The sequence below is a fragment of the Pseudomonas sp. Tn43 genome, assembly GCF_014192635.1.
GTDB lineage: Bacteria > Pseudomonadota > Gammaproteobacteria > Pseudomonadales > Pseudomonadaceae > Aquipseudomonas.
Map to the genome: position 1 here is coordinate 243,644 of NZ_JACHYG010000007.1, position 20,383 is coordinate 264,026.

The 20,383-nt window shown below is 57.4% G+C and carries 15 protein-coding genes and 1 pseudogene; 7 read left to right on the forward strand and 9 right to left on the reverse strand.

Features of this window, described 5'->3' with window-relative positions:
• Position 1: 1 nt before the first annotated feature.
• A complete protein-coding gene (locus tag FHW68_RS19475) occupies positions 2 to 9,001 on the forward strand; it encodes a DUF637 domain-containing protein (RefSeq protein ID WP_183682399.1) in 9,000 nt (2,999 codons plus the stop codon).
• Complete coding sequence (locus FHW68_RS19480; RefSeq protein ID WP_183682402.1) at positions 8,998 to 9,447, forward strand: hypothetical protein; 450 nt, start codon at positions 8,998 to 9,000, stop codon at positions 9,445 to 9,447. Before FHW68_RS19475 ends, FHW68_RS19480 begins: the two co-directional genes overlap by 4 nt.
• 165 nt (positions 9,448 to 9,612) lie before the next feature.
• On the opposite strand, the gene FHW68_RS19485 is transcribed toward FHW68_RS19480, so the two are convergent.
• The 3 genes from FHW68_RS19485 to FHW68_RS19495 form a co-directional block, all read right to left on the reverse strand.
• Entirely contained in the window at positions 9,613 to 10,176 is a 564-nt protein-coding gene (locus FHW68_RS19485) for an RNA 2'-phosphotransferase (RefSeq protein WP_183682405.1), read from the reverse strand.
• Positions 10,177 to 10,255: 79 nt separating this feature from the next.
• Entirely contained in the window at positions 10,256 to 10,528 is a 273-nt protein-coding gene (locus FHW68_RS19490; protein WP_183682408.1) for a hypothetical protein, read from the reverse strand.
• A 507-nt stretch (positions 10,529 to 11,035) separates the two neighbouring features.
• The gene (locus FHW68_RS19495; protein ID WP_183682411.1) at positions 11,036 to 11,770 is read right to left on the reverse strand and encodes a thioredoxin family protein; all 735 of its coding nucleotides are present in this window, start codon (positions 11,768 to 11,770) and stop codon (positions 11,036 to 11,038) included.
• A gap of 203 nt (positions 11,771 to 11,973) precedes the next feature.
• On the opposite strand from FHW68_RS19495, the gene FHW68_RS19500 reads away from it, so the two are divergent.
• On the forward strand, positions 11,974 to 12,366 hold the full coding sequence (locus FHW68_RS19500) for a transcriptional regulator (protein WP_095632102.1): 393 nt from the start codon (positions 11,974 to 11,976) through the stop codon (positions 12,364 to 12,366).
• A gap of 120 nt (positions 12,367 to 12,486) precedes the next feature.
• Here FHW68_RS19500 and FHW68_RS19505 read toward each other — a convergent pair whose 3' ends face one another.
• The 3 genes from FHW68_RS19505 to FHW68_RS19515 form a co-directional block, all read right to left on the reverse strand.
• Positions 12,487 to 13,356 (reverse strand): DUF6279 family lipoprotein, encoded by an 870-nt coding sequence (locus tag FHW68_RS19505; protein WP_183682414.1) that lies wholly within the window; start codon positions 13,354 to 13,356, stop codon positions 12,487 to 12,489.
• A gap of 77 nt (positions 13,357 to 13,433) precedes the next feature.
• Positions 13,434 to 14,150 (reverse strand): TorF family putative porin, encoded by a 717-nt coding sequence (locus FHW68_RS19510; RefSeq protein WP_183682417.1) that lies wholly within the window; start codon positions 14,148 to 14,150, stop codon positions 13,434 to 13,436.
• 206 nt (positions 14,151 to 14,356) lie between these two features.
• Positions 14,357 to 14,545: a hypothetical protein gene (locus tag FHW68_RS19515; protein WP_017337097.1), complete on the reverse strand. Its 189-nt coding sequence runs from the start codon at positions 14,543 to 14,545 to the stop codon at positions 14,357 to 14,359.
• Between the two features lie 350 nt (positions 14,546 to 14,895).
• Between FHW68_RS19515 and FHW68_RS19520 the strand changes: the two genes are divergently transcribed.
• Positions 14,896 to 15,732 (forward strand): S1 RNA-binding domain-containing protein, encoded by an 837-nt coding sequence (locus FHW68_RS19520; protein ID WP_095632099.1) that lies wholly within the window; start codon positions 14,896 to 14,898, stop codon positions 15,730 to 15,732.
• 270 nt (positions 15,733 to 16,002) lie between these two features.
• Positions 16,003 to 16,935, forward strand: coding sequence for a DMT family transporter (locus tag FHW68_RS19525; protein ID WP_183682420.1), 933 nt, complete (start codon positions 16,003 to 16,005; stop codon positions 16,933 to 16,935).
• On the opposite strand, the gene FHW68_RS19530 is transcribed toward FHW68_RS19525, so the two are convergent.
• Entirely contained in the window at positions 16,871 to 18,061 is a 1,191-nt protein-coding gene (locus FHW68_RS19530; RefSeq protein WP_183682423.1) for an MFS transporter, read from the reverse strand. The genes FHW68_RS19525 and FHW68_RS19530 overlap by 65 nt on opposite strands.
• Positions 18,062 to 18,165: 104 nt before the next feature.
• Here FHW68_RS19530 and ptrR point away from each other — a divergent pair, with 104 nt between their 5' ends.
• Together ptrR and FHW68_RS27325 are read left to right on the forward strand one after the other, a co-directional pair.
• Positions 18,166 to 19,059: a putrescine utilization regulator PtrR gene (gene ptrR, locus FHW68_RS19535; protein WP_183682426.1), complete on the forward strand. Its 894-nt coding sequence runs from the start codon at positions 18,166 to 18,168 to the stop codon at positions 19,057 to 19,059.
• A gap of 139 nt (positions 19,060 to 19,198) precedes the next feature.
• Positions 19,199 to 19,330 carry a PA1414 family protein gene (locus FHW68_RS27325; RefSeq protein WP_256580670.1) on the forward strand — a complete coding sequence of 44 codons (132 nt, stop codon included), beginning with the start codon at positions 19,199 to 19,201 and terminating at the stop codon, positions 19,328 to 19,330.
• A 185-nt stretch (positions 19,331 to 19,515) separates the two neighbouring features.
• Here the strand turns inward: FHW68_RS27325 and FHW68_RS19540 are convergent, their stop codons facing one another.
• Positions 19,516 to 19,767 carry an acyl carrier protein gene (locus tag FHW68_RS19540; RefSeq protein WP_183682429.1) on the reverse strand — a complete coding sequence of 84 codons (252 nt, stop codon included), beginning with the start codon at positions 19,765 to 19,767 and terminating at the stop codon, positions 19,516 to 19,518.
• A gap of 55 nt (positions 19,768 to 19,822) precedes the next feature.
• Positions 19,823 to 20,296: pseudogene (locus FHW68_RS19545) on the reverse strand (MBL fold metallo-hydrolase); the annotation flags it as partial.
• Between the last annotated feature and the right edge of the window lie 87 nt (positions 20,297 to 20,383).

Below are 20,383 nucleotides of genomic sequence, written 5' to 3' on the forward strand. Positions count from 1 at the left end.
CATGGACGTTCGCCATTACGCCTTCCTCGCGCGCCAGCCTTCTGCTGCCGTCAAAAACCGAGAACACTTCTGGGGCATGCCCAAGCGCGGGTTGGCATTCCTGTTGGCCAACGTCATGTTCTGGCAGCCGATGTGGGCGCAGGCGGACGGGATTGTGGTGGCCTCGCCGGGCACCCGTCTCGGTCAGGCGGGCAATGGTGTGCCGATCGTCAACATCGCCACGCCCAACGGCAGCGGCCTATCGCATAACCAGTTTCACGATTACAACGTCGGCGCCCAAGGCGTGATCCTCAACAACGTCGCCAACCAAACCGGCGCGACGCAATTGGGCGGGATCATCGTCGGCAACCCCAACCTGACCAACCGGGTCGCTGCGCAAACCATCCTCAACGAAGTGGTCGGCGGCAGCCCGAGTCAGCTGCGCGGTTACACCGAAGTGGCGGGGCAGTCGGCCCGGGTGATCGTCGCCAACCCCTACGGCATCAGCTGCAACGGCTGCGGCTTCATAAACACCCCACGCGTGACCCTGACCACCGGCAAACCGGTGCTGGACAACGGTCGGCTGGATCGTTTCCAGGTCGATCAGGGCAGCGTCTCCATTGACGGCGCCGGGCTCAACGCCAACAACGTCGACCGCTTCGAAATCATCACCCGTAGCGCGAAGATCAACGCCGAAATTCAGGCGAACAACCTGACCATCATCGCCGGCCGCAACGACGTCAACGCCGACAGCCTCAACGCCACCCCCCGCGCCGATGATGGCAGCGCCAAACCACAATTGGCCATCGACTCTTCGGCGTTGGGTGGCATGTACGCCGGAGCGATCAAACTGGTGGGCACCGAAGCCGGGGTCGGGGTGAAACTCGACGGCAACCTGGCCGCCAGTGGCGGGGATATCCAGCTCGATGCCAACGGGCATCTCAGCCTCGCACAGACGTCGGCCGCGGGCGCCGTGAATGTCAAAGCCGCCAGCCTCGATGCGCGCGGCCCGGTCTACGCCGGCACCGCCGTCAACGTGCAAACCCAAGGCAACCTGACCAACCAGCAAACCCTTGCCGCCCGGGACAACATTACATTGAGTGCCGGCGGTGTACTGAGCAACAACGGCATCGTCGAAGCCGGAGTCAACGCCGACACCAGCCGCAACGCCAACGGCGATGTGAGCCTGAGCGCGCAGAACCTCAACAACACCGGCAAGACGGTGGTGGCCAGCCGCAACCTGACGGTCAACACCAGCCAGACTCTGAGCAATCAGGGCGGCACGCTGAGCGCCGCGCAAACCGCCAACATCACGGTTGGAACGCTGGACAATCAAAATAACGGCCGTGTGTTGAGCAAGGGCAATCTCAACCTTACGGCCAGTCAGGTGCTCAACGGCCAAGGACTGATTAACAGCAGCGGTAATCTCAACGCCACCCTTGACCACCTGAACAACCGCAATGGCGAGGTGTCCAGCACGGGCATCACCACGGTTGTGGGTCAGAGTCTGGACAACAGCGATGGCCGCCTTGTCGCTCAGCGCGGGCTGGATATTCGCCTCGACAATGCATTGAGTAACGTCGAAGGTTTGATCAGCAGTGAAGGTACCCTGACGGTCAATGCGGCCAGCCTCGACAGCACTCGCGGCAGCTTGTCGAGCGCCGGCGCGCTGGCGCTGACCACGACGGGAATGCTGAACAATCAGGACGGTTCAATTACCACCGACAGCCGCTTGACCCTCAAAAGCCAAAACCTGAACAACAGCCAGAGCGGCCTGATCAGTGGCAAGAACGCGACGACCGTCACCACCGGTACGTTCGACAATACTCAGGGCGGGCAATTGATCGGCGGCGATACGCTCGATTTGACCGCGACCCAAGTCAGCAACGGTGTTGCCAGCCGAATCGCCAGCGACAAAGCCCTGACCGCCAGTGTCACCGGTTTAGATCAGCAGGGCGGTCAGCTGTTCAGCAAAACGTCCCTGAGCCTGGACGTGAATCAGGGCCAACTAAACAACCAGAACGGGCTGATCAACGCACCGTTGCTGATGTTGAAAAACCTCAAGGACGTCAACAACGGCGGCGAAATTTCCAGCGCCGAGGCCTTCACTCTGGCCGCGCAGAACCTGGACAACAGCAACGGCAAACTGCTGAGCAATCAGAACCTGACCCTGCGCATCGATCAGGCGCTGACCAACATCAAAGGCCTGATCAACGCCACCACCGACCTGACAATCAACAGTAGCCACCTGAATAACCAGAACGGTTCTTTGCTGGGCAGCGCCGTTGCCATCGACTTCGGGGCGGCCACCGGGGACCTGAACAACAGCGGCGGTCTGATCACTACCGCAGGCTTGCTGAGCCTCCAGCACCTGCGCGACCTGAATAACCGCAACGGTGAAATCTCCAGCAGCCAAAGCCTCGACCTCGCGGCCCGCGCCCTGGATAACAGCGGCGGCAAACTGATCAGCAGCAACCTGCTGACGGTCAACGCTGACACGGTACTGAACCAGGTCGGCCTGATCTCCGGCTGGCAAGGCCTGAGCGTCACCAGCAACAGCCTGGATAACCGCAACAAAGGCACGCTGTCGAGCCACGACGCCGATGTGGCCGTCAGCGTCAGCGGTGCGATTCTCAACAGCGGCGAAGGTGCGCTGGTCAGCCAGAAAACCCTGAGCGTCAACGCGGCCAGCCTGGACAACAGCAACGGCGGCATCCTCTCCAGTGCCGGCGCCCAGACATTGACCCTCAGCGGTCTGCTGAACAACGCCCAAGGCGGTTTGATCGACAGCGGCGCAACCCTGACCATGCAGGCCATGACGCTGGGCAATGCCGGCGGCACGGTCAACGCAAAACAGGACCTCAGTTTCACCGGCATCACACTGGATAACACCGGCGGCAATCTGATCGGCAACGCTGCCGTGACCCTGGACCTGCTCGGCATCCTGACCAACACCAAAGGCAAACTGGCCAGCGCCGGCCCGCTGCTGGTGCAGCGTGCCACGCAAATCAATAACCAGGGTGGCCAGCTCACCAGCCAAGGCTTGATGACCCTGCTCACCGGTGGCCTGGACAACCGCAATCTCGGCACCATCGCGGCCAACGATCTGCTGACCATCACCACGGACGGTACGCTGCAAAACAGCGCCGCCGGCCAGATCTACAGCCAGAATGGCGACCTGCAAATCCAGGCCGCAAGCCTCGTCAACGCCAAGGGCACCCTGCAAAGCCAGGGGGCTTTGAACCTCACCATCGGCGGCGATATCGACAACCAGAGCGGCCGCATCGTCGCCACGGACGGTGACCTGACCATCAAGGCCACCAACCTCGACAACCGCGGTGGTGTGCTCGCCAGCCTGCAAGCCGCGTTCACGGCCAACCTGAGCGGCGTACTGAAAAACGGCTATGACCTGAACAACAACCGCCGCAGCGGCGTCACCCAGGCCCAGCGTCTGAACCTGACCGCGCTGGCCGGCATCGACAACTACGGCGGGCGTATCGCTGCGCAAAGCGGCGACGCGATCATCGTCACGGGCAACGTCGACAACCGCAACGGCGGCCTCTATGCCAAAGGCAAGGTCAACGTCACCGGCAACAATTTTGACAACAGCGGCGACAATGACGGCCAGATTGCCGGTCAACAGATCGACCTCACTCTCAGCGGCGCCCTGAACAATCGACTGGGCATCATCGAGAGTGACAGCACCCTATCGATCAAGGCCGCCAGCCTCGACAACCAGACCGGTCAACTGCGCGCCCTCGGCGACAGTGGCAAAACCAGCTTCCATATCGGTGGCCTGTTCGACAACCGCAACGGCACCCTAGAAAGCGCCAACACCGACTTGAGCATGGCGGTAGGCAGTTTTCTCAATGGCGGCGGCAGTTTGTTGCACGTGGGCAACGGCACCTTCGACATTTCCACCGCCAACGTCACCGGCGCCGGCGGCAGCATCGTCACCCGTGGCGGCCTGACCCTCAACGCCGACAGCTGGACCAACAGCAACGTCATCCAGGCCGGGCGTCTGAAGGTCAACGTCAACAGTTTCACCCAGACGGCGAGCGGTCAGTTGCTGGCCTCGGAGAGCCTCGTCGGTACCGGTGTCAACTGGTTCAACGAGGGATTGATTGCCAGTGACGGCAGCCTGCAGCTCAACCTCAGTGGTGCCTATACCGGTGCAGGTCGAGTCACCAGCCTGGGGAGTCTTTCGCTCAGCGCGGCCAGTCTGAATCTGGCCGAAGCCGGCCGGATTGCCGGCGGCGGGCCCACAGATATCAGTGCCTCCGGCCCGATCATCAACTATGGACGGATCACCTCAAATGACGATCTGCTGCTCAATACGGTATCCCTCAGCAACTACGGCACCGTGGGAAGTGCACAAGACCTTACGGTTAACGCCTCGCAATTGCTCAATCAGCGGGGCCTGATTTTCAGCGGCGCGAACATGCAGCTGCGCAGCAATACGCTGACAAACAACTATGGCGACATTTACAGCCTGGGGAATTTGACCGTCTCCCGGAACGCGGCGGGCGAGCGGGCCGACGCTATCGAAAACATCTCCGGCAGCCTGGAAAGCGCCGGTGACATGCGCTTGCTGGCGACTTCAATCAGCAACCGCAGGGACGTGCTGACCTTCGCGGAGCAACGGGTGAATGGCACTATCACCCACAGCTGCAGCCATTGCTCGGACGAGTGGAACGTCTGGTACTACGTCACTGAAGTGTATGAGCGCACGGTCGATAAAGACTCACCGTCGGCCTTCCTGACCTCCGGAGGCAATCTCGATGTCACGGGATCGAGCTTCCTCAATCAATACAGCTCGGTGTCGGCTGCCAAAAACATCAACATCACGGTCGACACGTTAAAGAATGAAGGGGTGAACCTGGAGACCATTACCTATCGCAGCCACTATAAAAACCCGGCCGACACGGAGCCGGGAAGCATCTACCTGGGGTTGATCGATCCGGGCGGTGCAGTCAATGAGTACAACAAGTACAGCGCCAAATACGTGCCGTTATACCGACGAGCCGATGGCGGTTACTTCTACCAACAGGAGAGCGGATTAAGCACCGAACTCAACCCTGATTACGATCCGTCGAAAAACCTGCCGGTGCCTGAAGCGGTCACCAAATATGGGGTTTTTTCGGCCACGCAAACCGCCAGCACCGGTAAAAGCATCAACGCCGTTATTCAGTCCGGTGGCAGTACGACCATCACCGCTTCGACTTCTTTCAACAACAGCGTGCAAACGGTCAACGCGCCCATTGTCACCAGCGACAGCAAGGTGGACGCCACCGGCACCCAACGCGCGACCACTCCATTCATCGTCCACCTCAACAGCCAACTCCCACCGGACCTGGCCCAACAACGGGTCGATCCCCTGACGCTGCCGGGCTTCGTGTTGCCGCAAGGTACAAACGGCCTGTTCCGCCTCAGCACGCAGGGCACGGCTTCTGGCGCCGGCAACAACGGTCCGCAAAGCTGGACCCTGGGCGGTGCCAGCATCAGCCCGACCCAGCGGCAGCAAACGGTACCGGCCACCAGCGCCGTCACGATCAACCGTGTGCAAGGCCTGCCGAACAATGCCGGCAAATCCCAGCCGCACAAATACCTGATCGAAACCAACCCGGTACTCACCGACCTCAAGCAGTTCATGAGCTCGGACTACCTGCTGTCGAACCTCGGTTACGACCCGGACACCAGCGCCAAACGCCTGGGCGATGGCCTCTACGAACAACGCCTGATCCAGCAAGCGGTAGTGGCCCGTACCGGCCAACGCTTCATCGGTGGCCAGACCAGCGACGAGGGCTTGTTCAAATACCTGATGAACAACGCCGTCGCCAGCAAAACGGAGCTCAACCTGTCTCTGGGCGTCAGCCTGACCTCCGAACAGGTCGCAGCGCTGACCCACGATATTGTCTGGATGGAAGAGCACGAAGTGAACGGCGAGAAGGTGCTGGTGCCGGTGCTCTATCTGGCCCAGGCCAACAACCGTTTATCACCCAACGGCGCGTTGATTGCCGGCAACGACATCACCCTGATCGCCGGCAAGGACCTGAACAACGCCGGCACCTTGCGCGCCTCCAACAACCTGTCGGCCACCGCCAGCAACGACCTGGTCAACAGCGGTCTGGCGGAAGCCGGCAACCGCCTCGACCTGAAAGCCAGCAACAACCTCGTCAACAAGGCCGGCGGCATCATCGCCGGCCGTGACGTCACGCTCACCGCCACCCGGGGCGACGTGATCAACGAACGCACCGTCAGCAGTTACGACGACCAGAACGGCCAATGGTCCTGGTCCCAGGGCTTTGCCGACAGCGCGGCACGGATTGAAGCGGCCAACAGCCTGACCATCGGTGCCGGGCGCGATTTCAACACCATCGGCAGCGTGGTCAACAGCCGGGGTGAGCTGACGATTAACGCGGGCCGGGACGTGAACATCGTGTCGGCGCAAAAGAGCAACAGCATCACCGATGGCCGGGATCATAACGATGCGTCGGTGACGCAGCTTGGCTCTCAGGTCTCTGCAGGTCGCGACCTGACCATTGACGCCGGCCGTAACCTGACCGCGATTGCCAGTCAGATCGATGCCCAAGGCGACATCGCCATGGCTGCCGCAAACAATCTGACCCTGGCCTCGGCGGCGGATGAACAGCACTCGTATGAAAAAACCGAGAGTGTCACCAAGCAGGAAGACCATGTCAGTCAGGTGTCCTCGGAGATCACCGCGGGGGGCAACGTTGCCCTGAAGGCGGGCAAGGATTTGACGCTGATCTCGAGCAAGGTCACCGCCGGGGATGAGGCCTATCTGGTGGCCGGTGACAAGCTCGAGCTGCTGGCGGCGCAAGACCGCGACTACACGCTGTATGACATGAAGAAAAAGGGCGGTTTCGGCGCCGAAAAAACCCAGCGTGATGAAGTCACCGATGTAAAAAACATCGGCAGTGCAATCACCACCGGGGGCAACCTGAGCTTGGTCAGCGGGGGGGATCAGCGGTATCAGGTGGCGAAGCTGGAGAGTGGTAAGGACATCATCCTCGACAGTGGTGGGGCGATCGTTTTTGAAGGGGTGAAGGACCTTCATGATGAGAGCCACACCAAGAGTGATGGCGACGCTTTCTGGACCTCATCGAAAGGCAAGGGCAATACCGACGAGACACTGCGCCAGACTCAGATGATTGCCAAAGGCAGCATCGTAATCAAGGCTGTGGATGGCCTGAAAATCGACGTCAAACAGGTCAACCAACAAACCGTCAGTCAATCCATTGATGCGATGGTTAAGGCCGATCCACAACTGGCCTGGCTCAAGGACGCCGAAGCACGCGGCGATGTTGATTGGCAGTTGGTCAAGGAAATCCACGAGTCGTTCAAGTACCAGAACTCGGGACTTGGCCCGGCTTCGCAGTTGATCATTGCGATTGTCATGGCGGCCTTTGTCGGCCCTGCGGCCCTGAGTGCTTTTGCCAGTATGGGGACCATCGGAGCCGCAGGCCTTGCCGCAGTGGCTACGGGTGCTGCGACGAATGCGACGACTAGTTTTATCAACAATGGAGGGAATCTTGGGGCGGTATTCAAGGACGTGACGTCCTCGGATGCGCTCAAGGGGTATGTGATATCGGGTGTGACGGCTGGTTTAACGGCTGGTGTCTTTGACGGCATTGTGAAAACAACGACCAACCCGATTACAGGCAAGGTAACCGTTGACCTCAGCAGCCTGGAGGGGATTGGTCGGTTTGGCGTAAATCAGGTATTGCAAGGCGGAACGTCCGCATTGCTGGGCAAGGCGCTGGGGGAAGACGTCAACGTGAGTGATGTGTTGAAAACTGCCTTGTTCAACACATTGGCGGCAGCCAGCTTCAATGCCGTAGGTGATTACACCAAAGACGTGTTTGACGATGGTTCTGCAGCTAAAGTCGCCATTCACGCCGTGGTGGGTGGGCTGCTCTCAGAGATAACAGGCGGTGATTTTGCAACCGGCGCGTTGGCGGCTGGTGCGAATGAAGCGCTCATCGTAGACCTGAATAAGTTGGTTGGTGGCAACCCTGACTTGCTCTCAATGGCGTCGCAGATCGTTGGGGTGCTTGCGGCATCGACGCAAGGGGATGTTGATGCGGACACTTTGCAAACCGGGGCATGGGTTGCCAACAATGCGACGCTGTACAACTTTCAGAGCCATTTTGATGAGTTTCAGGAGAAGTACGAAGCTTGCTCAAAGGATTCGAGCGGACCTGGATGTTCAACGATATTAAAGATGGTGGGGGAGCGGTCTCAGAATCTCGGCAACGTTGTTCTTAATACCGATGCTGATTCAAATGCGGTTAGCTACACGTTGTTGGATGGGTCGGGTAAACCATGGATGATCATGGAGCCCACGGAGTACAACGCCTGGGTGACGCTTCCTACAGAGATGCAGGACGCTTTCAAATACTCGACTCAGTGGCAACTTGATCTGTCCTCAACATTGCTTTACGCAAACAAGGGGCAAGGTGCCAAAGCTCTAGAAAGCTACGGTATGATGTTGAGCGAGCCTGAATATTGGGGGGAAATGGCCATCGGCCTGATGCTCTCGGCAACAGGCGGGGTTGGAGCGTTTAGGGGCCTCGGCGGAACTGGCGCCGTTGCCAATGCAGAAAGAGGAGTGTTATTTGAAGCAAATTTTGCTCAGAATAAAATCAGATCTGACCGAACGTTTAGCCCTGATGGAGAAAAACTTTACTCGACTTTGGCAGGTAAACCTATAAAGACAGTTGAAGATTTGGCCGGGGCGTTGAAGACTGGGGCCATTACTCCAAATCAACTCCCTCTTGACTACGTGGACATGAATGGAACTCGGCTTATTTTGAATACGAGAACCTCGACAGCACTTGAGCAAGCAGGAATTCCTAGAAGCCAGTGGTTTGGGCGAAATCAGACTAATGTTGAAGTCTATCCTGGTAAGACATTCAATGATCTTGCAAAAGATCAACTAAAAAATAACGGTCTGCCATCCACTGGGGCAGATCAACTGAAATCGGTGCGTCCATGAGAATAAGTCAACCAAAGCTGGTGTTCAATCCTTATGACTGGTTGCCAGGATTTGGCGAGTCAAAAGTCTCCTTCCGCTCTGTTGGAGTGGATCTCGTACTTGATGTCGAGTATGAGAAAGATACTTTTGATGCTGATGGCAATGAAGGGGTGTCAATTGTTAGGAGAGAGATAGTTTTTAAATGTGTTCACTCCTTTATTAAACTTCCATTTCCGGGGAGCGTTATTTTTAATTTTTTGGGTGACTCCAGTGAGTTTGGATTGGGGGAGTTGACTGAGTTTAGAGAGTCTGAGTTTTTACGGAGTAGTCTGGAGTCTTGGCGTATGTTAACAACTCTTGAATCGCCAAGGTTGAGGCATTTTAGTATTCAGTTTTTGGCGGAAAATATGGCGTTTCATGTGTTGGCTGAAGAGGTTTTTTTGTCAAGTGAGTTGTCGATTATGTAGTTGTTTAAAAATGATTGTGGGAGTATTTATGTTTTGAAGGTGGTAAATCTTAAAGGTATGTCTTCGGGACCTTTTTATAGGTTTAGCATGAGATTTGGCTAAGGTTGTACCGATTCTATATTGCTGAAGAAATGTATCGCTGCTTTTTTATGACTTGCAGAGCAGTCAAGTCGGGTAAGATTGATTTCCGTGCAGAAAAATCAAAGGGACATGCTCTGTCAACCAAACACCATTTTCAGCTTCAAAGAATTTGAAGCCTTGTTGGTGCATTCGCAGGGCTTCAATTTTCAGCACTACAGGAGTCCCATAACGTTGTCCGACAGCGATAGCGGTTGGTATGTCATGCGAAAGATGCACATAGTGGCGTGAGCCGGCAATCAGCCCTTGTTGGTGAATTGACTCTAGGAAGCGTGTTGCAGTGCCATGGTAGAGAAAGTCTGGTGGGGCTTTCTCAATGTGCTGAAGGCTAACGGTGGGCGTTGAGTGCCCCTGTACTGCACGAATACGCAATCCATCCTCGGAGATACTGAAGCGTCTTTTATCACTGCTGCTAACAATCGCTTGAATAAGCTTCATATCTAAATTTAGCCCTTCTTTAGCGGCACCTGCGATCAAGGAGTCGATATTGCCCCAACCTTCGCTATCTAATTGTAAGCCTATAGCTTGTGGTTCATGCCTGAGGACATAACTAAGAAATTTGCTGGCTTCATTGATTTGTTTGCTTTTCATGCTATTTCCAGTGAAAAGGATGGCAGGTTGTTTTTATTCATTATATGAAGTGGACGACCCACAGGGTCGCCCATTTTATTCACTCCGCAGCCAACGCCCGCAACCGTCTACCAATCACATCCATCAAATCACAACCATCCCGCAACGGAATGGCCAGCAGTTTGGAAAAGTCAGAAAGCACCACCGTGTCGCAACCAATCTCGGCGCGAAAGGCGATGTTTTCCAGCACTTGGGTGACGGTGCGAATGCGGTAGTCGGCCATGGCTTGCAGGACGTCGAGTGGGGCTTGTGTGTCGATGAGCAGGGAGGCCGGGATCAGGTCGATTCCGGTTAAGGGCATGTATCTATCCATAGTTGAAGCCTCGTTTAGTTTGCTGAGACTGCCAGCAGATCGTCGCCAAACGAAATGGGGTGGCAGCTGTACGCAGGTTGGCGAACCGGAAACGAGTAACCGGCAGACCCGAAGGTCTCCCGCGCACAACTGCCATAAAAACAGTTTTGCGGATGCGCAGGCGCCTGCAAATAAGCAGACAGCTCTCGCACTCGTTCGTCAGGTCGCCAAACCCGGTCGCCATGTGGACGACGGGCGGACTATAAGCTTCATCGTTCCAGCGGTGCAAGGTGCCTGATTCCGAGGTTGTTGTAGGGCATTTGCCCCAGTTGCAGTCAGTCAACCGGACGCAACCTACAGAACACCACGCAACTTTGTGGGAGCGAGCCTGCTCGCGATAGCGGTGCATCAGTCGACATCCATGTTGAATGTTAGTCAGTCATCGCGGGCAAGCCCGCTCCCACAGGGAATTTGTGGTGTTCGCGGATGTTGTGTTCAACCCGAGCCAATGCCCGCGATGGCTGCGGTCTACCCCCCATGACAGCAACTGGCCGGCGCCTTGTCTTCATACCGATCGTGATGCCTTACCCAATCCATGATTTCCTCTTCATTACGCCCCTTCGGCGTGAGGTCGAGGTAGTTGTAGGCACCCACCAGCAAATCCAAACCTCGGGCATACGTTGAATAGGTGTGAAAAATCTCCCCCGCTTCATTGCGATAAAACACGCTGAGCCCTGGGAGTTCTTCTTCAGCCCCGTCGGATTTTTCGTAGTTGTAGGTGGCTTTTCCAGCGGAGACGTCTTCGGCCCGGGCTGATACGCCAAAGTCATAGTTGAAGTCGCAGCCTTCGGACGAGACCCAGTCGAATTTCCAGCCCATGCGCCGTTTGAAGGGTTGGAATTCGGCGAACGGGGCGTGGGAAACCGCGACCACGGCTACATCATGATGGGCCAGGTGTTGGTTGGCGCCGTCGATGTGGTCGGAGAGGAACGAGCAGCCTGGGCAGCCTTCGTCCCAGCCTGCGGCGAACATGAAGTGGTAGATGATCAATTGACTGCGGCCGCCGAACAGGTCGGCCAGGCTCAGTTCGCCGCTTGGGCCCTGGAAGCGGTAGGGTTTGTCGATTTTCACCCAGGGCAGGGCGCGGCGTTCGGCGCTGAGTTTGTCTCGTTCCTTGGTGAAGGCTTTTTCGTGGGCCAGGTGTTGTTTGCGGGCGGCGAGCCATTCTTCTCGAGACACGACGGGATGGTTCTGAATGTTCATGGTGATTTCTCCTGCATGCTGTGGCGAAAGTCGATCCGGGCAGAGGGGTAAACCGTCTTACACAGCCTAGTCGTTTGGCCTGCGCTCAAATCGACAGGCCGCCGGTCGGTAGGGCGAAATACTTTCGGCTGAACGGCTGCCCACCGCTTCGGTCACAACCTATGAAAGCCATTTCATTCGCGAGCACTTGGAGGTTGATCAGGATGACGACTTATAACTGGGATTTGATGGAGCGCTTGCTGCATGAAGTGCAGAACGGCGCTGGACACAGTTTCACTCCTCGGCCTTATGCCGAGCAGTATGCGGCGCAGAAAGCCGCCGCCGGTGAGCCGTTCGAGAACCTGGATCACCTGAAAACGGTGGCTGGCGAGTATGAAAAACTACTGCTGCAGCGCGGCTATATCGAGCCTCGGCCCGAGGATCAGGGTGGTAATGGCGAGAACTACATTTTGACGCCCAGGGGCTCGAGTTTGTTGAGCCTGATCGACAGCAGCATTCCGGGTAATGAGCATCCGCGGCAGGTGCTGGATGAACAGGAAGATGCGCTGGAGGAGTTGACGTTTGATGAGGTGGCGTCGAAGGCGCAGATTGCTTGATACCGAAAAAAGCTTCGCGGGCAAGCCTCGCTCCTACGGGTTTTGTGTTGTTCACAAAATGTGTGAACGACGCTTATCCGTAGGAGCGAGGCTTGCCCGCGAAGCTTTTATCTTTGGAACCTATACCTTCCGCGCCGCTTTCAGGCATTTCAAATCAGCGAAATCCTTGCGCACGCCTTCAATTTTGTGCAGCAACCGTTCACGTTGAACCGGTGTGCTCTCGGCCATCACGTCCACCAGCAACGCCCGAGCCTGGGCTTCGGTGTTGTCGTAGGCCTCGCGGTAAGCCGGCGTCCACAAACTCTCGCGATCCACCAGAAGTGTCTCGATTCGCTGTGGGAATTCCGGGCTCTGCCGCTGCGCGACTGCCGCGCTGAATTGCTGTTGCCAATGGGCGCGGTTGGCAATCCATTGTGTGTTTTGATCACCCAAGGCAGTCGACCAGGCCACTACCCGTTGCTGTTGGCTCGGGTTGAGCGGGCCGAGCCAGACATTCAGGCGTTTCTCCATGCGCTTGCTCCGCTCCCTGATTTGTTGCTCCAGAGACGGTTTGAGGTAGGCCTCCTGACGTTTGCGCTGGTCCTTGGCGAAGGCATCGTTCATTTCCGCGACTTGCTTGTCATCAAGACCCTGCAACAACTCGATGGCCGACGGGGTGATTTCCCGGGCGGTTTCGGCGATGGCCTGTTTAGCTTCCTGGGCGCGGGTTCGCAGTGCGGCGTCGGTGATCTGGTTGGCCTCGACCATGGCCTGCAAGCGATCCAGCCAGTCGAGGTAGCCGGGCAATTGCGTGTTGCAATGCCAGGTCAGGTGTTCTTTGAGGCGCTCGTTGAACCAGTCTTTTTGCTCGTGATTCATCTCCAGATAATCGCTGAGCGTCCAGGGAATGATCACGTCGAGATTACGGTAAGCCAGGCCCACGCGGCTGCACGCGGCGACGGTGATGCTAAGGGTAAGGATGACGCCGATCTGCTTCAACCAGTGCGACATGACGAATCCTTGCGAAGACCTGGTTTCTTAAGGGGGCTCTTGTGTGATCGCGGGATAAGCCCGGCGGTTCAGCCGATTTAATAGAAACTATGCGCAGCCTTGAGCGTCACCAGGCCGTCGCACTGGGCATTGTGGCCTGAATAAGCGGAACAATCGTTGCCGCTAAGGCTTGAATCACTGTAGATCAAGTCCAGATCGATGCCCATGAATGGGCGGGACAATTTCACCGACCAGTCGGTAAAACTTCCTACATACCCATCGTCGACGGACACCGGCGTGTTGAGTTGGTGGGTGGTGTATTTCAGGCTGAGCCCGATGCCGAACGGCTGATTGCCACTGAGGTCGGCGAACAGGGTGCTGTTCTGTTTGTCGGGGTCGTTGCTGAAAGCCGCGCCGAAGCGGCTGCCCAGCAGGGTCAGGCCACCGAACAGCTCCTGGCTGTCAAGGGTGTCCACTTGCGGGTAGCTGTAATGGATCATGCCCACTTCGTAGCCGAAGGAGTGATCGAAAGGCTGTTTAAAGCCCATGTAGGAATCGACTTCAAGATTGCTCGACGGGCTCAGTCCCATGCTGGGGGCCCATTGACCGACGTAGAAGCCGCTGTCGTGGCTCAGGTCGAGGCCACCATGGAACGAGCCGGTCGTCGAAGGTTTGACCAGCCCCTGGGCCATGCTGCGGCTGGGGGTGGTCGCGAGCTGGAGATCGAAATCGCCCAGTTCGCGCTGGAAGACTTGCGCTTGGGCGACCGAATACCACAGCAGGCTGCCGAGCAGAAAAAGAGGGGACTTGAGCATGCGTCACTCCATGAACAGCGAGGAGCAGGTCCTGAAAACCTGCTGAAACGCTTGATCCAGACACGTGCAAGCATACCGACGAATGTCCGGCATCGAGGGCCGTTCGTCGATTTTTGAAATATTGATTTGTTTTATGGGGTATTGCGGGAGGGTTCCAGTCCAAGCGCTTCGAAGCTCAAAGCGCTTACGGACCAGCTAACGGGGAGTTACTTCTTGCCCAGCGTGATCTGCTTGGACGGGCCGAAGGTCTGGCCGCTGACGCCTTTGGCAATTTGCTGGATCTCTCCGCCAGACTTGAGGAACGCAGCGATCTGGTTGTTGATCGATTCGCTGGTTTCAACGGCTGGAGCTGGCTTTGCTTTGCTGTTGGATGCTTTTACACGCATGGCGGCCATTAACCTGTAGAAATTAACTTGGCCAGGCATCGTACAGGAAATACTTGACAATTGCTTGGTAAATATCCTTTTGAAATACGCCTTGAGCAAGGCGATTTATCGCAAGTTATTATTCGCAATGTTCCTCTAAGCTGCTGTTTTAACTAGGAACCCGAGTGAAGAACAAGCGTTTTTCGGGCGGGCAGGCCTTGGTGCGAGGCACTCGAATGGTCTGACGAGCGGGCAAGCGCATCGAATAAAACCCAGGAAAATTAAGACCTTCGACGGATTTTCTTGCGCCACCGGGCCGGCCGCCGAACGCGACCCGCAAAACCGGGTAGAATGCCGCCCACGCAATGAGGGTATTGGACATGGCTTTAATCGGGCGCTACAACAGTTTGCAAGTGGTTAAACACACTAACTTCGGTTTATATCTGGACGGTGGGGCGGATGGCGAAATCCTTCTGCCTAACCGTTATATTCCCAAAGATATTCCCAGCGAAGATGAAGACTGGCTCAACGTTTTTATTTATCTGGACAGCGATGACAAACTTATCGCTACCACCGAAAAGCCGAAAGTTCAGGTCGGTGAATTCGCCAGTTTGAAAGTTGTTGAAGTCAACAGCATCGGCGTGTTCCTGGATTGGGGTTTGCCGAAGGATCTGCTGCTGCCGTATTCCGAAGAAAAGCGCCAGATGACAGCCGGCGAGTACGTCGTGGTGCATGTCTACCTCGACAAACACACGCGGCGCATTACCGCGACGGCACGTCTGGATCGCTATCTGGACAAGACCCCGGCCAATTACACCCAGGGCCAGGAAGTTGATTTGCTGGTGGCCGAAGCGACCGATATGGGTTTCAAGGCAATCATCAACAACAAGCATTGGGGGCTGATCCACAAGAACGAAATTTTCAAGTTCATGCGCGCCGGTAAAGAAGAGAAGGGCTTTATCAAAGAAGTCCGCGCCGACGGCAAGATCAGCCTGAGCCTGCAACCGGTGGGCGAGGAAGCGGCCACCAGCCTGAACTCGAAGATCCTGGCCAAGTTGCGCGACAACAACGGCACCCTGCCAGTCAGTGACAAGAGCGACCCGACGTTGATCAGCAGTATGTTCGGCGTCAGCAAGGGTAACTTCAAAAAGGCCATCGGTTCGTTGTACAAGAACGGCCAGATCGTCATTCACGCTGATCGTATCGAGCTCAGCTGATTCGAGTTGCCTGCAAGGTGTTCTTGCGGGCAATCCTCCTTTCGTTTTGCGAAAAATGCCAGCGGCCGTAATGCAATCTGTAGCAGCTGCCGAAGGCTGCGTTCGGCTGCGCAGCAGTCGTAAAATCAGAAATTGTGGTGCATCAGGCAGACCACGTTAACTGGATTCAGACTGCTTCGCAGCCTTCGGCAGCTGCTACAAGGAATGCATCACGGTGGAAGTTGTTTACTGTCGAGTCACTGCCATGGATTGTGTTATCGAGGTGTTCCGGTGAGCGCCAGCCGGCGTAGCGCCGATGGATTTGCCCTGCAAGTGATGGTCGGGCTGTGCCTGATCTGGGGCGTGCAGCAGGTGATGATCAAGTGGGCCGCGCCCGATATTGCGCCCGTCATGCAAGCAGCGGGGCGGTCAGGCATTTCCGCGTTACTCGTGGGATTGTTGATCTGCTGGAAGGGCGGCTGGGATCAGGTCGGCAGCACCTGGCGCGGCGGTTTGCTGGCGGGTGCATTGTTTGGCCTGGAGTTCTTCTTCATTTCCGAAGGCCTGCAATTGACCACGGCCGCGCACATGTCGGTGTTCCTTTATACCGCGCCGATCTTCACCGCGTTGGGCGTGCATTGGCTGCTGCCCAGTGAGCGTTTAAGACCGGTGCAGTGGTTGGGGATTGTTCTTGCCTTCATCGGCATTGCCATCGCGTTTGCCGGTGGCGTGTCGTGGGACAACCTCGACCACCGCATGCTGATGGGCGATGCTTTGGGCGTGCTGGCGGGCGCATCATGGGGCGCGACCACTGTTGTAGTGCGCGCCTCGCGTTTATCGGAAGCGCCGGTGACTCTGACGCTTTTTTATCAGTTGATCGTCGGCTTCGTCGGCCTGTTGTTGATCGCGATCCTCAGCGGGCAGGTCACTCATGTCAGCCTGACCACGGTTGCCGTGGCCAGCGTGCTGTTCCAGGGATTGGTGGTGTCGTTCTTCAGTTACCTGACCTGGTTCTGGCTCCTGCGCCGTTATCTGGCAGCGAACCTGGCGGTGTTTTCGTTCATGACGCCGTTGTTCGGCGTCACATTCGGCGTGGTGCTGCTGGGCGAAGAACTGAGCCTCAACTTTGTGATCGGCGCGGTGCTGGTGCTGCTCGGGATCACTTTTGTGAGCGCAGAGCAGTGGGTCCGCCGTCGCTTGCGCAAAGCACTTGGGCAACCCTGATCGGGCTCAACAATAAAGCCCCCGCGATGATCAAACCGCTGCCGGCGATCAGCAAGGCGGGTTGCAAGCCACCACTGAAGTGACTGCTCAGCGCCGCCAGCAAGGGCCCGCTGAGCTGACCCACGGCGAAGCACGCGGTCAGCAGCCCGGCGTTGCGCTGGGTGGCATGGGGCGCCAGCTCCCGGGAGCGCTGCATCACCAGTTGCATGCAAGCCAGGAACGGTCCGCCGCACAAGATCACTCCCAACGCCAGGCCGGCACCGCTGCCCAACAGGCAGGCGAAGACGCCACCCGCCTGCAACCACAACGTTGCCATCAGCCAATGGCGAGTGGCATTCGGGTTGTGCCGACGCAGGCTCACCAACACCACCCCGATTGCTGCCGCCAGGCCGAAGCATGGCCAGAACAGGTCGGCTTGCCATTGGCCGTGGAACTGCGCGCTGGCCATTTGCGAGAGGAAAGTGGCCGGAATGATGTAGCCCAAACCGTATAACCCGTAAATCACCGGTAAACGTCCGACACCTTGGGCGCCCGATGTGGCAGCAGGCGTGGTCGCCATAACAGGCGCAGCCGGTTGCGGCAGAAACGGCAGAATTCCCAAGAGCATCACCAACCCGACTCCGGCATACACCAGCCACAACGTCGCGGACGTCTGACCCAGCAGGTTCGAGCCCAAGGCCAATAATCCTGTCAGAAAAATCCCCAGACCCGGCCCGGCAAAGACCAGGGCGCCAAGCCGCGGACGACCGGCCGCCGCTGCCAGCGGTTGACTCAATGCAGTAATCATCACCAAGACCCAGGCGCTGGCCACGCCTGTGCCGAAACGCAATGCCAGATGCCACCAGAATCCGTTGGCCCAGAACGAGACCAGAGTCAGCAGCACACAGAGCCACAAACCGCCGAACAGGCGTCGACGAACCTGGCCGGGGCGACGAGCGAACATCGCGTCCACCGCTCCGACGAAGTAGCCCAGGTAGTTGGCGGCGGCAATCAGACCGGCGGCAGTCAGGTCGATCAGGCCTTCGCTGAGCAAGTGCGGCAGTTGCGGGGTCAGGGCGAAACGCCCGATCCCCATGGCCATCATCAAGGCAATAAAGCTGGCGGTTAAGCGGATCAGAGGGGACATGGTCGCAGTTCCGTTTCGAGGATCAATGACCGTCAGGCTAGGACTGATTGACTTTCTTTAAAAATGAATAATAGTGAGAAACTTGTTCTGGTTTGGAGAATTGCGTGGAATTCAGCCAATTGCGGATCTTCCAGGCGGTGGCGCAGGAGGGCTCCATTACTCGCGCTGCTGAACGCCTGCATCGTGTGCCGTCCAACCTGTCGACCCGGCTCAAGCAGCTTGAAGAGCAACTCGGTGTCGAACTATTCGTACGTGAGCGTCAGCGCTTGCAGTTGTCACCTGCGGGAAAAGTCCTCTTGGACTACACCGCCAAGCTGTTCGCTTTACATGACGAAGCCCACGCAGCGGTACAGGGCGGACAACCGGCCGGGGATTTCGTCCTCGGCACCATGTACAGCACCGCCGCGATTCATTTGCCGGAGTTGTTGGCGCGATATCACCGCAGTTACCCGGCGGTGAACCTGCAAGTGCAATCGGGGCCCAGCGGCGAATTGCTCGAAGGTTTGCTCACCGGGCGTCTTGATGCGGCGCTGGTGGACGGCCCGCTGGAACTGGCCGGGCTCGACGGCGTGCCGTTGTGCGATGAACGGCTGGTATTGATCAGCGAGGCCGATCATCCTCCGGTACGCAGCGCGCTGGATGTCGAAGGACGTTCGGTGTTTACGTTTCGGCAGGGGTGTTCCTATCGGATGCGTCTGGAAGCCTGGTTTGCCCATGACCATGCGGCCATGGGCCGGGCGATAGAGATCGAGTCTTATCCGGGAATGCTCGCCTGCGTGATTGCCGGCTCCGGCGTGGCGCTGATGTCGGAGTCGATGCTCGCGAGTCTGCCGGGGCGCGAAAGTGTGGCGGTGCACCCGTTGGCCGAGCCGTTCGCCAGCGCGACCACTTGGCTGATGTGGCGCAAAGGCATGGTCGGGGCCAACCTGAATGCGTGGATCGAACAGCAGCAGGCGGTCTATCCGTCGACAGCCAATCAGGCCCAGGCATTTGCTTGAACTAACGGTCAGGGATTTGGATCAATTCAGTAACAGATCATTGCGATGTTGGACGAGCATTGCATAGGACTTCGGACTATTATCAGTGCGAAGGGGCAACAGAACTTCAGCCGCTCGGCACTACCCTGAAGGGGGCACCATGAAAGAGAAAATCCAAAACTGGCTGCATGACCTGGGTGTCGCACTCGGTTTGATCGAACCGCCTCTGCAACCCGTGCCCATTCGCACTGACGACGAACAACGTCGCCGCCAACAGCAGCGCCGCCGGTAAATCTGTCAAATCACCTGTGGCGAGGGAGCTTGCTCCCGCTGGGGCGCGCAGCGGCCCCGTTCATCGCCACAGAGGTGGATCAAGTCGAGCACGGATGCAGCTTGCGATCGCTGCGCAATCGAGCGGGAGCAAGCTCCCTCGCCACAGAGGTCATTCGTCATATCGGTGGTACCTGACAACCCGTCTCAATACCGCCCGATCTCTATCAAAAACCGGCTCAAGTCATCGACGGTCGTCGCGGTCTTGAGCATCCGGTCTTCTTCGGCGGTAAACGCTGTCAGTCCCAACTGATCCTCTAGATGGAAGATCAGTTCTTCAATATCTTCTTTATCCAGTCCCAACTGCATCAGGTTGGAGCTGTCGTCAAAGTCATGCTGATTTTCCAGCAGGCGGCTGATGAAGCGGTGCACGGCTGTACGAACGGCTGTTCTGGTCATGGTTGTTCTTCGAGGGCGTCATTATTGTTATCCCTGGTGCTGAGTACAGCAGGCTTCAGGCGTGCCGACGCTGCCACTCGTCTATCATCGTGCGTAAATACTCCCCGGAAAAACTGCCGAAATGCCCGCCATGCACGGTGCGGATCGGTAGTGCGCGCAAGCGTTGCAGGCTGCGGGCGTAGTCATCGAGATTGGAGTGGTAGGCGTCTTCGATCAGTGGCCCGTCGTAAATGATGTCGCCGCTGAACAGGGTTTCGGTCGCCGCTTCGAACAGGCTGATGCCGCCCGGTGAATGCCCCGGCGTGTGCAGCACTTGCAAGACCCGATCACCGAGATCAAGCACGTCGCCTTCTTCAATAAAACCGGTGGCCGGCGCGGCTTTTACCCGGTATTCGGCGTAGCACAGCGGGCAGTCGGGATGAGCCTCGAACATGTCGTCGCCGACGAAAGCCCTACTCAATGTATTTTCACCATCCGGAGAAGCCAGAATCTGCGCTTCGGCCGGGTGCACCAGGCGTTCCGGGAATTCGCCACTGATCGCGGCTGACGATCTTCATAAGCAGATTCCTTCAGGCGAAAAAAAACGGGGTGGCAACCGACGCCACACCCGTCGAAG

Coding starts and splice junctions, on each gene's coding strand:
- FHW68_RS19475 (WP_183682399.1), top strand. CDS start 2: ATGGACGTTCGCCATTACGCCTTCCTCGCGCGCCAGCCTTCTGCTGCC.
- FHW68_RS19480 (WP_183682402.1), top strand. CDS start 8,998: ATGAGAATAAGTCAACCAAAGCTGGTGTTCAATCCTTATGACTGGTTG.
- FHW68_RS19485 (WP_183682405.1), bottom strand. CDS start 10,176: ATGAAAAGCAAACAAATCAATGAAGCCAGCAAATTTCTTAGTTATGTC.
- FHW68_RS19490 (WP_183682408.1), bottom strand. CDS start 10,528: ATGGATAGATACATGCCCTTAACCGGAATCGACCTGATCCCGGCCTCC.
- FHW68_RS19495 (WP_183682411.1), bottom strand. CDS start 11,770: ATGAACATTCAGAACCATCCCGTCGTGTCTCGAGAAGAATGGCTCGCC.
- FHW68_RS19500 (WP_095632102.1), top strand. CDS start 11,974: ATGACGACTTATAACTGGGATTTGATGGAGCGCTTGCTGCATGAAGTG.
- FHW68_RS19505 (WP_183682414.1), bottom strand. CDS start 13,356: ATGTCGCACTGGTTGAAGCAGATCGGCGTCATCCTTACCCTTAGCATC.
- FHW68_RS19510 (WP_183682417.1), bottom strand. CDS start 14,150: ATGCTCAAGTCCCCTCTTTTTCTGCTCGGCAGCCTGCTGTGGTATTCG.
- FHW68_RS19515 (WP_017337097.1), bottom strand. CDS start 14,545: ATGGCCGCCATGCGTGTAAAAGCATCCAACAGCAAAGCAAAGCCAGCT.
- FHW68_RS19520 (WP_095632099.1), top strand. CDS start 14,896: ATGGCTTTAATCGGGCGCTACAACAGTTTGCAAGTGGTTAAACACACT.
- FHW68_RS19530 (WP_183682423.1), bottom strand. CDS start 18,061: ATGTCCCCTCTGATCCGCTTAACCGCCAGCTTTATTGCCTTGATGATG.
- FHW68_RS27325 (WP_256580670.1), top strand. CDS start 19,199: ATGAAAGAGAAAATCCAAAACTGGCTGCATGACCTGGGTGTCGCACTC.
- FHW68_RS19540 (WP_183682429.1), bottom strand. CDS start 19,767: ATGACCAGAACAGCCGTTCGTACAGCCGTGCACCGCTTCATCAGCCGC.